General features: G+C 52.9%; 9 protein-coding genes. All 9 read right to left on the reverse strand.

The window, feature by feature from the left end; translation table 11 throughout:
- Position 1: 1 nt before the first annotated feature.
- Complete coding sequence (gene bcsB / locus RAC60_RS14835; protein ID WP_324029374.1) at positions 2-2,974, reverse strand: cellulose biosynthesis cyclic di-GMP-binding regulatory protein BcsB; 2,973 nt, start codon at positions 2,972-2,974, stop codon at positions 2-4.
- Positions 2,971-5,079, reverse strand: a complete 2,109-nt coding sequence (gene bcsA / locus RAC60_RS14840; RefSeq protein WP_006121414.1) for a UDP-forming cellulose synthase catalytic subunit — start codon at positions 5,077-5,079, stop codon at positions 2,971-2,973. The genes bcsB and bcsA overlap by 4 nt, the downstream gene beginning before the upstream one ends.
- Positions 5,080-5,132: 53 nt before the next feature.
- Positions 5,133-5,936, reverse strand: a complete 804-nt coding sequence (gene bcsQ / locus RAC60_RS14845; protein ID WP_054634734.1) for a cellulose biosynthesis protein BcsQ — start codon at positions 5,934-5,936, stop codon at positions 5,133-5,135.
- Positions 5,927-6,505: a cellulose biosynthesis protein BcsO gene (gene bcsO / locus RAC60_RS14850; RefSeq protein WP_324029377.1), complete on the reverse strand. Its 579-nt coding sequence runs from the start codon at positions 6,503-6,505 to the stop codon at positions 5,927-5,929. The genes bcsQ and bcsO overlap by 10 nt, the downstream gene beginning before the upstream one ends.
- Positions 6,506-7,098: 593 nt before the next feature.
- Entirely contained in the window at positions 7,099-8,121 is a 1,023-nt protein-coding gene (gene dppF, locus RAC60_RS14855; RefSeq protein WP_033737317.1) for a dipeptide ABC transporter ATP-binding subunit DppF, read from the reverse strand.
- Positions 8,111-9,097 carry a dipeptide ABC transporter ATP-binding protein gene (gene dppD / locus RAC60_RS14860; protein WP_006121410.1) on the reverse strand — a complete coding sequence of 329 codons (987 nt, stop codon included), beginning with the start codon at positions 9,095-9,097 and terminating at the stop codon, positions 8,111-8,113. The genes dppF and dppD overlap by 11 nt, the downstream gene beginning before the upstream one ends.
- Before the next feature lie 12 nt (positions 9,098-9,109).
- On the reverse strand, positions 9,110-10,012 hold the full coding sequence (dppC, locus tag RAC60_RS14865) for a dipeptide ABC transporter permease DppC (protein ID WP_006121409.1): 903 nt from the start codon (positions 10,010-10,012) through the stop codon (positions 9,110-9,112).
- A 9-nt stretch (positions 10,013-10,021) separates the two neighbouring features.
- Positions 10,022-11,041 carry a dipeptide ABC transporter permease DppB gene (gene dppB, locus RAC60_RS14870; protein ID WP_033737316.1) on the reverse strand — a complete coding sequence of 340 codons (1,020 nt, stop codon included), beginning with the start codon at positions 11,039-11,041 and terminating at the stop codon, positions 10,022-10,024.
- Between the two features lie 205 nt (positions 11,042-11,246).
- Entirely contained in the window at positions 11,247-12,857 is a 1,611-nt protein-coding gene (dppA, locus tag RAC60_RS14875; protein ID WP_006121407.1) for a dipeptide ABC transporter periplasmic-binding protein DppA, read from the reverse strand.
- Between the last annotated feature and the right edge of the window lie 365 nt (positions 12,858-13,222).

The following is a 13,222-nucleotide window of genomic DNA, read 5'->3' on the forward strand; positions in this document are numbered from 1 at the left end:
CTTACTTCTTACCGGCATCGCGATTATCATTTGCCTGCAGTCGACGCGAGGCATGTCGTTTCAACATGGCCCACGCGGCACTGCCCACCACGGCGGAAAACAGCAGCGCAGCCAGCGCCATTAATACCGAGTGCTGGTTGGCATACCATACCACCATCATGTACCACGGCATTTCCCCACTGGGAAACTGCGGCCCAACCCGGAAGCTTCGGATGCCATTCTCATCGGTAATAATGGCAGTATCGCCTCTTACCGCCGCATTAATGCGGGCAGAGCTGAGGTCACCATGTAATCTCAGCAACTGGTCGTCACTGGTAGCAACCGCCATCACGACCAGACGATCCGGGTTCCATGTCGAGCGGTAACTCAGAAAACCACGCCAGGACTCATTCGAAGAGAAATAGCGATCGGCATCCAGTGGTTGACGATACCAGTCACCCATCAGCCAGCTGCGCAGTTTTTCAAGCGTGGTCGGTTCTTTCACACCCAGCGCGCTGCCGTTAGCGTCATAAGGCGAGTTTTCGAGCATTGCCTGATTGAATGCGCTGTTTCCGGTCGTGCTCACGGCCAGTAAATCCGTTTGCTGAACCCGTGCCAGGTTATTGCCGCCGTTTGGCAGACCAAACAACACCTGATTCTGTGCCAGGACAACACCCGTCGCATTTCCCGCGCGAGCGGACAGATTTAACAGCGTGGAAATTTCCGCATCGCTGGGCTGCCCGGGCAGCAGTAGTGTGGTTTGTGAAAAGTCCGCCAGACGGGAAAACGGAAACGAAGCGCCCACAAAATAGGACAGGTTAGGCAACATGCTAAAGTGCCGCGTGTGACTCAGATCGATCCAGGAGTCCTCTTCAATTCGGCTCTTAATATTGTTGTTGAGTAACACGCCGCAGGGCGCATCCGCCTTGGGCTTAATATTAAAATAGAGCGCCAGCTGGTTATCGCCATAAATCAGATAGGGATCGAGGTTAATCTGGTAATGCTCCTGACGCGCATCGCCACCCAGGCGGTGCCAGACGCTTTCCAGAAGCCCCTCTTTATTGACGGTCAGATTACGCAGGAAGGTTCCGTTCAGGGTGACATTAAGCAGTGAGTTTTTCTCATCAATCCAGGTCTCTGACGGAAAGCGGTAATGCAAATGGAGCGGAACCGTATCCCCATCCCACAAAAACAGATCGGGCGCTGCGCGGAAATTAACCCGCATCGCATCGTGCCAGATACCGGTTGCGGTAAGGCTTTGATCTTTGCGCAACAGCTGACCCAGACGGACAGGATGGAGCGTATTGATCCAGCGAGGCGCATCGTAAGGACTGCGACTGGCAATGGATTGCGGCTTAACCTGTAACATGCTGCCATCGGTAGTCAGGGGCTGGGTTGTCAGACGATTCGCGGCCTGGCGCAACTGATTTTCGTCTGCGCCACTCACCAGCAACAGCTTATACACCGGATTGCCTGGATTATCGACCATTTGCAGGGTGGGCCCTGAACCGGCAGGAAAGGTCAGTGTGCCAATCTTGTCACCGGGATGACCAAACAAGATGCCGTTTTTTTCCGGCAGCGTACCGCGGACGACCGGGAAGCTGATGCCGCGGTAATCACTTTGAATGCCCAACCAGGATGCCACCAGCACTGCCGCAGTGACCGTGTCGGGTGAAACGCTGTTGGTAAAGGCAAACGTGACATCCGCTGCGGTCATACGTTGCGGGTCAATAAATGGCCGCGGGAAGTTACGCAGGCTGGTACCAATATTTAACTGCTGGCCTTCAAGGCTCAACATCGTTTTGGGCAGAATAGTCACCTGATACTGTTCCGCACTGTCTTTTTCGCACAACAGCTTATCGGCGTCGTTAATTTTAAAACTCAGGTTGTTGTTGGACACGATCATGGCCGCCGGAATGTCCAGCTGGTAATCGCTTTCATCACTGTCGCCCGAACCTAACGGCAGCGTACCGAGCGGTTGGCCGTTTAACATTAACTGCAGAGAAGTATTACGTGCCGCCAGCGCCTGGGAAACGCGCAGCGACAGGTTAAGGCGTGCGTTGGTCACTACCTCATCGCCTGGCAACGTAAACAGGATACCCGATTGCAGTTGACCACCGGTCAGCGTAATCCCCTGCCGCTGCCCCATTTGCGCCACGCTCAGCGTGCTGCTGACGGGCTGATTGAGCATGCTGCTGGCCATCGCGGTCGCCGTAGCCTGACCCGGTGCATAAGGGGTTGCACCCGCCGCCGCTTCCAGGGCCGGTTCTGCGTTATCAAGCCCCGCCGGTGGCGGTACGCTCGACAGCGCGCTGCTGTCATGGGTGACGGTAGCAGGGCTGCTGGCAGACGGCGCAGCGGCTGTCCCGCCATTCGGCATCGCCGATCCGGAAGCCGCCTCATGAGTTGAGGTTGATACCGCAGGGTTCTCTGCCCCGGTGCTGGCTGCTGGGGCTGCGCTGTTATTCAGCCCGGCATTGCTGTCTGGCACTGGGCTGTTGTTTGGTGTGGTATTGCTATCCGGTGCAGTCCTCATGATCGGGGCAGCACTGCTATCTGGCACAGGGCTGTTGTTGATCACTGCGTTGCTGCCAGGTGCGGCGCTGTTGTTGAGGATGGTATTACCATCCGCTGCAGTCCTCATGATCGGGGCAGCACTGCTACCTGTCGCAGGGCTGTTGTTGATTACTGCGTTGCTGCCAGGTGCGGCGCTGTTGTTGAGGGTGGTATTACCATCCGCTGCAGTCCTCATGATCGGGGCAGCACTGCTACCTGTCGCAGGGCTGTTGTTGATTACTGCGCTGTTATTCGGCACCGCGCCACTTTCCGGTGCCGCGCTGTTGTTTAACACCGCATTGCTGTCCGTGGTCTGGCCGTTATTTACCGCAGTAAGGCTGGCGTTATTACCGGCAACGGGCGCCTCTGCCGACGCCGGCAGAGCCCACAATGCAGCCGAAAGCGACCCTGCAAGCATCGACTGTATCAACATTCTCATACTGCACTGTCCTCTTTCACCGCCACGTTTTGCGCTCCGCCTTTACGTTTCTCACGGCGATCTAACCAGGTCAGCCAGAACAGTTCGAAAACAGTACGAATAATGGTACCCAAAGAAGTAAGGGGGTTATCTTGCTTATATTCAGGCTGAATCCATGCATCCGCTCGCGCCAGTACCACACGCACCAGTTCGCGACGACGCGACAGCGGCATTGCGCCAAAGCTGAGACGAATGCTCTCTTCATCGCCGGAAATTTTGCTTGCCGGGATAGTAATCGTGCCGGATTTCAGCAACAGATCGATCTCTTCAATCGTGTCATGCTCATGACGGTTATCCGGTGCGTCCAGATGCGCGCCTCCCATTGAGAGATCGCTGGTCATAGTGCGCGAGGAAATACCGCTGGCGTAATGAATAATGGCCGGAATCTGCACCTCGATACGAATCGTTTTTCGTACCTGCTTGGTTTCACGCGCGACCGCAATCGCGGCCATTAAAATAATTAAGCTGAAGATCGCCCAGCCTACGTTAAGGGCAATCACGTAAGGATCGACACCAAAATAGTCATGCATCGTCGCACGCACGATACCCGCTACGATGCCAATGCTGAGCAATAGCGCAACGATGACGTGCGGGCGAACAATATGGAAATCGAAGAAGCCCTGATCCAGTACACCGCCTTTGTCCGTTACGTTAAATTTGCCATGCTTAGGTGACAGCAATGTCAAAATCGTCGGAATCACCAGGTGGAAACACATGACGGTTTCATAAATTTCCCCCCAGAAGGTGTAGCGGAAACGGCCATTCATACGCGAGTTTACCGACAACGACAGCACCAGATGAGGCAGGACATAAGCAAAAATAAGCGATGCTGACGAATGGATAATATTCAGATTGAACAACAGATAAGCCAGCGGCGCGGTCAGGAAGATGACGCGCGGCAGACCAAACTGGAAATGCAGCATGGCATTGAGATAGCAAAGCCGCTGTTGCCACTTTAAGCCACGACCCAAAAGTGGGTTATCGACGCGGAAAATCTGCGTCATTCCGCGGGCCCAGCGGGTACGTTGTATTACGTGCAGGCCCAGACGTTCAGTCGCCAGACCTGCAGCCAGAGGAATGGCCAGAAAGGCCGATCCCCACCCACGACGCTGCATTTTCAACGCCGTATGGGCATCTTCGGTCACCGTTTCGACGGCGAAACCGCCAATCTCTTCCAGCGCAGAACGACGAATGACGGCACAGGAACCGCAGAAGAAAGTCGCGTTCCAGTTGTCATTACCCTGCTGCACCGGACCATAGAACAGCGCACCCTCATTAGGAATACTGCGCGCTGCGCGCAGATTGCGTTCAAAAGGATCGGGCGAATAAAAATAGTGCGGCGTCTGTAACAGCGCCAGCTTAGGATCTTTCAGGAACGGGCCCACCGTTGCCTGTAAAAATGTGCGGGTCGCTACGTGGTCGCAGTCAAACACGCAAATCAGTTCACCTTTTGTGATCTTCATTGCGTGATTAAGATTACCGGCTTTGGCATGGCTGTTATCGTCGCGCGTGATGTAGCCCACACCCACGTCGGCCGCGAATACAGCAAACTCCCGGCGTTTTCCATCGTCAAGCAGGTAAACCTTTATCTTGTCACGCGGATAGTCAATGCACTGTGCGGCCAGAACAGTGTCACGTACGACATCAAGACTTTCATTATACGTGGGGATATAGACATCAACCGTTGGCCACAGGCTGGTGTCCTCCGGCAGGGGTTCAATCGTTCGCTTTAATGGCCATGTGGTTTGCAGGAAGCCGAGTATAAGGATCAGCCAGACATACAGTTCCGCAATATATAAGCCAATGCCAAGAATCGCTTCGATTTCAGAATTAAAATACAGTGTTTCCGTCGTCCGCCACCATATATAGCGGGATGACATCAGGGCGGAAAGAATAACCATCACTACCGTTATTTTACGGCTTTTACTGAACCCCAATAAAAACACCATACCAATGCTAATCAAGCCAAAAATATACTGTTTTTGACTATCCATCGGCGTGATAATAATCACCGCAGCAACAGGTGCAAGCACCAGCAGCAGCAGGTAAAACCCAAGTTTACCCATGACCCACCCTGAAAGAGCTGTTTTTTTTAACCTGCCGGAGCAGGTCATTACATTTAGTAGTTACCGGTGTTAATTTGCGCCTGAACTTCGCCATTCCCCACCGTGATATTCAGAATACTGGCGACACGCCTGGTGATCAGTTCGATATCAAAGGCAGCAGCAGAGGCAGGGCTGAAATCATAAACGGATTGCTGCGAGGCGTTGGCCTCACCCACACTTTCATCACGATGAATCTGCCCCAGTAGCGTATCGCCCAGCCGTTGCTGAAGAAAAGCGGTCACATCGCGATTGATATTCCGGCGATTGTCGCACTGGTTGAGGACAAAATAGTGACCGTGCCGGCTGTTCAGCGGCTGCCCAATCAGGCGGTTTTCTTCAATATGGGGTAACAGTGACACGGAGGCGGTATCCGCCAACATAACGACCAAATGCATATCGGCTAACGCCCTGATGGCTTTAAGCGCAGGTCCGGGTCCGGGAGGAAAGTCCGCTACCATCACCAGGCCGGGATAGTTCAGTAACGTATCAAGGCCTCGCTTGAGAAAATGCGGGTCTTTAGTCAGATTCTCTTCGAACCGCTCACGCTGGGCTTCGGTAACATTGCCGTAAGGCAGAACAAAAATGTTCCCTCCGGTCGTCAAAATAGACTGGCTCCAGTCAGCCTGCTCTTCTGAGCGAGCAACGAAACCCCGTCCGTCATTCAGGGGAACGCCGAAATGAAGACGCAATGCATTCTGTACATCAAAATCAATTGCCAATACCTTGCTACCCGATCGGGCCAGACTCCAGGCCAGATTGGCTGCCAACGTAGTTTTCCCCACCCCACCTTTGGGCGAGCACACACAAACTAACGGCATAAGGCAATCTTCTCCAGTAACGGTTTTAATAACGTTTCTTTAGGTAAATTCTCTGACGCGCTGTTACGCGCACGGAACAGATCGCTGAAGCGACCGTTCTCTGCTTCAGGACGCGCCGGGATTGAGGGGGCAGTGTCAGGTGCCTTTACCGGCGCATGCGTCTTCTGTACGGCGACCTCGGCCTGAGGCGTTGCTGAGGATGTCGGGAACAGGGAAGAGGAAGCGTGTGAAGCAGGCTCAGTCACGTCAGGAAGCGGCTCGCTGGCTGACAGGCTGTTTATGAGGGAACGGGAAGAGGCAGATGCAGGCGTCGACACCTGCGCGCTCTGAGTTAACGCTGAACCCATGTCCAGACTAAACTCATCACCTTGAATCGGTTGTGGCTGGGGTAAATCAATACGCTGGCCACCACTAAACGGCATTTGCTGATCGTCACTCGCCAGTTGACGAATGAGAGACCATTTACTTTTCTCCGCCGCTTCCTGCGATTGGCCTGACATATCCTGAAAGGCGATATCGAGCGTTTTTGTCTTTTCCTTAAAACGCTGTAAGTCGTCGTAATTCTTCATACACCACAACCTAAAACATAGGGAGGATTTTTCCAGGAATATATCATAATAATTTGAACACAGTGAGATAATTCTGATTACAAAACCAACAGATTCAATAAGAAAGATTAATGCTAATTAGTTGTGTTTAGCAAAAAATGAGCACTAACTCACATATATTTCGTAAAATTATTGAGACAGCCTTAAGTAAAATATCAGCCTCAATGATTAAGATCTAAGTATCTACTAACCCGGGGAGCATGGCTAACACAACTCCTTGTATTGGAAAGCAAAAAAAAGCTGTCTCGTGTACTGTCGTTTTTACAGCATTCTGACATTGGTGCTTAAGGGTTGTGAGAATATTGAATTATGGTTGGTAAAGTATTACTACGCGAATGCGTGGCCAACAAAACCTGTATTCTTCAAATCCGGCGGCACGTCACATCCCAGGATTTATGAATGCCGCGAACGGGCAGAGGAAGAACGTGCCACTAACCAGCGGTGCATTTTGGCGATGAGTGACGCCAGGAAGGTAACGACAGCGTTGCGGGCTTCTAGAGTCAAGCGGAATCACCTGTCGTTTACCTACAAGGATTCCGCATGACAGGACATCTCTAGCGCGTCACATCACCTGACGCAATCAGTTGGTTTTCATCCTGATCAACCGCAAAGCAGGCTATTTGCTGCTCACCGTACTGTTTCAGTTTCGGCTGCAACTGAACACAGGTGCCAAAACGGCGACGGCAGCGCGCATTGAACGCGCAACCCGGAGGCGGATTGAGCGGGCTGGGGAGTTCACCGGTCAGCTTGATACGTTCACGACGATCGTCAGGATTCAGACGTGGCGTGGCCGACAGAAGCGCCTGGGTGTAAGGATGGCGGGGATGAGCAAAAATCGCCTCTTTACTGCCCTTTTCAACGCAGCGTCCCAGGTACATCACCATCACGTCATCTGCAATGTGTTCAACCACCGACAGATCGTGAGAGATGAAGACATAAGACAGCCCCATGTCTTGCTGCAGATCCATCATCAGGTTAAGCACCTGCGCACGCACTGACACGTCCAACGCCGAAACCGGTTCATCTGCGATTAAGACATCCGGATCGAGCATCAGGCCACGCGCAATCGCAATACGCTGACGTTGCCCTCCGGAAAACATATGGGGATAACGGTCATAGTGCTCGGTTTTCAGACCGACTTTGGCCATCATTTCCAGCGTTTTTTCACGCCGCTCGGCTTTAGTGAGCGAAGTGTTAATGATCAGCGGCTCTTCCAGAATCTGGCTGACTTTTTTACGCGGATTTAGCGAACCATAGGGATTTTGAAACACGATCTGAATTTTCTGTCGACGCAGCTTTTGCGCCTGCGGATCGTGTTTTAATAAATCCTGACCATGCCAGTAAAGCTGCCCTTCCGTCGGCGTTTCAATCATAGTCAGCAAACGGCCTAACGTGGATTTGCCGCAGCCTGACTCCCCCACCACGGCCAGTGTTTTTCCGCGCTCCAGGTTAAAAGAGACACCATCCAGCGCTTTGACCAGCCGCTCCTGACCAAATAAGCCTTTTTTCACCGGATAGTGTTTTTTCAGGTCAATAGCCTGCAGCAGATAGTCGTGCTTCGTTTTCTCAGGACTCATAGGTTGGTCTCCCGGCATCGTCCAGCGGATAGTGACATTTGGACTGACGTCCCGGAATCGTCCGCAGTTCAGGTTCTTCTTTACGGCAGCGATCGTTAGCATAAGGGCAGCGTGGATTCAGCAGACAGCCCATTGGACGATCGTATTTGCCTGGCACCACCCCCGGCAATGAGGCCAGGCGTGCTTTATCGGCCGCGAATTCTGGCAGCGCACGCAATAACGCCTGCGTGTAAGGATGACGGGGGGCTTTAAAGATATCGGACGCTTTGCCGCTCTCTACTACCTGGCCGGCATACATCACAATGATATGGTGGGCCGCTTCTGCCACCAGTGCCAGGTCGTGCGTGATCAGGATCAGCGCCATGTTTTCCTGCTTTTGCAGGTCCAGCAGCAGTTCAATGATCTGCGCCTGAATCGTCACGTCCAGCGCGGTCGTCGGTTCATCGGCAATCAGCAGCTTTGGACGACAGGCAATCGCCATCGCGATCATCACGCGCTGGCTCATCCCACCAGACAGTTGATGCGGATACACATCCAGCCGCGAGGCCGGATCGGGAATCCCCACCTGATTCAGTAGATCAATCGCCCGCTGGCGGCGGGTACTTTTATTACCGCCCTGATGGACCTTAATGGCTTCCATGATTTGGTAACCCACGGTATAGCAGGGGTTCAGGCTGGTCATCGGATCCTGAAAAATCATGGCCACTTCGGCGCCCACCAGCTGACGGCGCTCTTTTTCAGAGATACGCTTTAGATCGCGTTGGTTGAATTCGAGTTTTTCCGCCATCACCTTACCGGGGAAATCGATCAACCCCATGATAGCCAGAGAACTGACGGATTTACCCGAACCCGACTCACCGACAATGCCCACCACCTGGCCCTGTTCAACCTGATAACTGATGCGGTCTACTGCGCGGAACGGTGCCTTATCGTCGCCGAAATGCACCGATAACTTATCTACATTTAATAACGCCATCTCGGTGCCTCTTTACTGCTTGAGTTTCGGGTCGAGTGCATCACGCAAACCATCGCCCATCAGGTTAAATGCCAGCACGGTCAGCAGAATGACTAATCCGGGGAACGTCACCACCCACCAGGCACTTTGCGCGTACTGCAATACGTCGGAGAGCATAGTGCCCCACTCCGGCGTTGGCGGTTGCGCACCCATACCGAGAAAGCCCAACGCCGCCATATCAAGAATGGCGTTGGAAAACCCTAACGAGGCCTGAACAATTAACGGGGCCAGGCAGTTAGGCAGAATGTTCACAAACATCTGACGCAGCATACCGGCACCGGCGACACCTGAGGCCGTCACATAGTCACGATTGACCTCAACCAGTACCGCCGCGCGTGTCAGACGGATATAGTGCGGCAGCGCGACAAAGGTCAGAGCAATAGAAGCATTGACGATCGACGGACCAAAAATGGCGACCAGAACAAGGGCTAACAGCAGGCTAGGCAGCGCCAGCATAATGTCGACCAGACGCATAATCGTGGCATCAACCGCTCCACCGATATAGCCCGCCAGCAGGCCGAAAATCACGCCAAAAATCAGCGACAACACAACGACCATGCAGCCCACCAGCAAGGAAAGGCGCGCGCCGTACATCAAACGCGAGAGGATATCGCGCCCCACATCGTCGGTGCCCAGGATATAGCTCCAGCTTCCTCCCTCCTGCCACACAGGTGGATGCAGCAGGGCATCACGGAACTGCTCCGCCGGGCCGTGCGGTGCCAGCACCTCGGCAAAAATGGCAATCAACAGCATCAGAATGATGTAAACCAGCCCGATAACCGCGCCTTTGTTACGTTTAAAGTAGTGCCAGAACTCCTGAATCGGGGTCATCGGCTTAGGTGCGACATTCACACTCGCGGGATCAACGACAGACATGATGCCCCCTTATTTCTTATGACGTATGCGCGGGTTCACCACGCCATACAGCAGATCAACTAACAGGTTGACCAGGATAATCAGGATAGCCGTCAGCAGCACACCGCCCTGCACGACCGGATAATCACGGCGTTGCAGCGCTTCGATCAGCCAGCGCCCCAAACCCGGCCAGGAGAAGATGGTTTCGGTCAGGATGGCCCCTGCCAGCAAGGTGCCCACCTGCAAACCGATGACCGTCACAACCGGCAACATCGCATTACGCAGAGCGTGAACGACGATAACGCGCATACGCGTCAGGCCTTTCGCCCGGGCGGTGCGGATATAGTCTTCACCCAGCACTTCCAGCATAGAAGAGCGCGTCATGCGCACGATGACGGCCAGCGGAATGGTGCCCAGCACAATCGCGGGCAGAATCATATGCATGACGGCATCTTTGAAGTCGCCAGGCTCTCCCCAGATGAACGTGTCAATCAGCATAAAACCGGTCAACGGATGGCTGTCGTCCAGAAACACCGTATCTGCCACGCGACCTGAAACCGGTGTGAGATTGAGCTGGACCGACACCAGCATAATCAACATGATGCCCCACCAGAAAATCGGCATCGAGTAGCCGGTCAGGGAAATCCCGACCGCGGTGTGATCGAATACAGAACCACGTTTTACTGCGGCCAGAACGCCAACCGGAATCCCCACGGCGACGGCAAACATCATGGCGCAGATCCCCAGTTCCAGGGTGGCTTTAAAGCGCGGGACGAATTCAGTCCATACAGGAATGCGGCTCTTCAGTGAAATACCTAAATCACCGTGCAGCACACCGTTGATATAGTGCAGATACTGTTTCCACAGCGGCTGATCGAGCCCCATCATCGCCATTAACTCAGCATGGCGCTCGGGGGAGATACCGCGTTCACCTGCCATGATCAGCACCGGATCGCCCGGGATCATATGCACAAACGCGAAGGTCAATAATGTAATACCGATGAACGTTGGGATGACAAGCCCCAGACGCCGGAGTATGAACTGCAGCATAGGCGTAATTCTCAGTCGTTTTACTCTGGCCCTGGCCAGAGATAACATTGCTCATTAACCGCATCCCGCGACAGCAGAACGCGACGCAGGAAGCGCTTCTTTTTGTAAAAGTAATTAGCCGGAAAAAAAAGAGCAGATAACAGGCGACCTGACACGGTCGCCTGAGGGCCGGTAAAACCGGCCCTGACTGCAGTAATCCGAAAGGTTATTCCTGAATATCGACGGTATCGAAGTGATGTTTACCTAATGGATCAACGACATAACCAGTAACTTTCTTGCTTACAGGCTCATAAACGGTTGAGTGAGCGATGATCAGCGCAGGCGCCTGGTCATGCATGACAACCTGAGCCTGCTTGTAGTACTCAATACGTTTGTTGTGATCGGATTCCGCACGTGCTGGCTGAATCAAATCTTCAAACGGCTTGTAGCACCAGCGCGAATAGTTAGAGCCGTCTTTCGCCGCCGCACAGCTGAACAGCGTTGCGAAGAAGTTATCGGGATCCCCATTATCGCCAGTCCAGCCCATCATGACCGTCTGGTGCTCACCCGCTTTGGCACGTTTCAGGTACTCGCCCCATTCATAGGTGACAATCTTGGCTTTCACGCCAATTTTCGCCCAGTCAGCCTGAATCATCTCTGCCATACGGCGCGCGTTCGGGTTATAAGGACGCTGAACCGGCATTGCCCACAGATCGATAGAGAAACCATCCGGCATACCGGCTTCTTTCAGCAACGCTTTGGCTTTCTCTGGATCGTAGGCATAGTCTTTAACATCGTTGTTATAGCTCCACATTGTCGGTGGAATCAGGTTTTTCGCTGGCTGGCCGGCGCCCTGATAAACCGCATCAATGATGGCTTTCTTGTTTACCGCCATGGTCAGTGCCTGACGCACTTTCACGTTATCCAGCGGTTTTTTCTCGGTGTTGAATGACAGGTAACCGACGTTCAGACCTGGCTGCTCCATCAGGTTAATTTTGCTGTCTTTCTTCATGCTGGCGATATCAGCCGGATTCGGATACGGCATGATCTGACATTCGCCTTTCTGCAGCTTGGCGTAACGTACTGACGCATCGGGGGTAATCGAGAAAACCAGACGATCGATTTTTGGCTTGGTTCCCCAGTAATCCGGGTTGGCTTTGTACAGGATACGTGAGTCTTTCTGGTACTGCTGAAGCACAAACGGCCCGGTGCCCACTGGATTCAGGTCAATTTTTTCAGGCGTGCCGGCTTTCAGCATGTTGTCAGCGTATTCTTTGGACATGATGGAGGCGAAATCCATGCCCAGATCAGCCAGGAAAGGCGCTTCAGGACGCGTCAGCACAAAGCGAACGGTATGATCGTCTACTTTTTCGATTTTGCTGATCAGCTTTGGCATATCCATACCTTCAAAGTACTCGTAGCTGCCGCCAGAGACGTTGTGGTACTTGTTGTTTTTGTCTAACTGACGCTCAAAAGAAAACACGACGTCATCCGCGTTAAATTCACGCGTAGGTTTGAAATCTTTAGTCGTTTGCCATTTCACGCCGTTGCGTAAATGGAAGGTATACGTTTTGCCATCAGCGCTGACGTCCCACTTTTCAGCCAGTCCGGGTACCAGTTCGGTCGTACCCGTTTTGAATTCAACCAGACGGTTATAGATTGGAACAGAGCTGGCATCGTACGTCGTACCCGACGTAAAGAGTTGCGGGTTAAACCCTTCCGGAGAACCTTCAGAACAATAAACCAGGGTTTTCGCCTGAACACCTGCGGCTACGGTCATGGCGACGAGGCTCAGACCGACCTTCAGCATCCTGGATTTGGCCAGGGAGTTGATCATGCTTTTGCTCCATTGTGATGTGTTGTTGTGTGCATTGCCCGACCTCTGGTTTTTTTATGCGGTTCAGGCGGTCCACCCTGATCGGGTGATAAGAGTGAGATATTTTTGTTTTGATAATGCTGATTGATAAGTACCCATCAGAAAAATCTGTATCTGCACCGTTATTGACGCATCAATTTGTCAACAGTTGCAAAGAACGTCAATACAACGGTTAGTTATTTACACAGAGTGTGAGGAATAGCAAGCAACGATAAAAAAAACCCTGCGCGCGCTAATGCCCTATATTGCACAGTGGCGTGGCTCTATTTCCGCGCATTCTGCTACGACAGTCATCGTTAAGCAGTCGTTACCACTAAATAAAATCG

Source organism: Pantoea sp. BR_17, from assembly GCF_041955125.1.
In the GTDB taxonomy this organism is placed as follows: Bacteria; Pseudomonadota; Gammaproteobacteria; order Enterobacterales; family Enterobacteriaceae; genus Pantoea; species Pantoea stewartii.

Excerpts from the sequence above, each read along its gene's own strand:
- dppF (WP_033737317.1), bottom strand. The coding sequence starts at position 8,121 with ATGAGTCCTGAGAAAACGAAGCACGACTATCTGCTGCAGGCTATTGAC.
- dppA (WP_006121407.1), bottom strand. The coding sequence starts at position 12,857 with ATGATCAACTCCCTGGCCAAATCCAGGATGCTGAAGGTCGGTCTGAGC.
- dppD (WP_006121410.1), bottom strand. The coding sequence starts at position 9,097 with ATGGCGTTATTAAATGTAGATAAGTTATCGGTGCATTTCGGCGACGAT.
- dppB (WP_033737316.1), bottom strand. The coding sequence starts at position 11,041 with ATGCTGCAGTTCATACTCCGGCGTCTGGGGCTTGTCATCCCAACGTTC.
- dppC (WP_006121409.1), bottom strand. The coding sequence starts at position 10,012 with ATGTCTGTCGTTGATCCCGCGAGTGTGAATGTCGCACCTAAGCCGATG.
- bcsQ (WP_054634734.1), bottom strand. The coding sequence starts at position 5,936 with ATGCCGTTAGTTTGTGTGTGCTCGCCCAAAGGTGGGGTGGGGAAAACT.
- bcsO (WP_324029377.1), bottom strand. The coding sequence starts at position 6,505 with ATGAAGAATTACGACGACTTACAGCGTTTTAAGGAAAAGACAAAAACG.
- bcsB (WP_324029374.1), bottom strand. The coding sequence starts at position 2,974 with ATGAGAATGTTGATACAGTCGATGCTTGCAGGGTCGCTTTCGGCTGCA.
- bcsA (WP_006121414.1), bottom strand. The coding sequence starts at position 5,079 with ATGGGTAAACTTGGGTTTTACCTGCTGCTGCTGGTGCTTGCACCTGTT.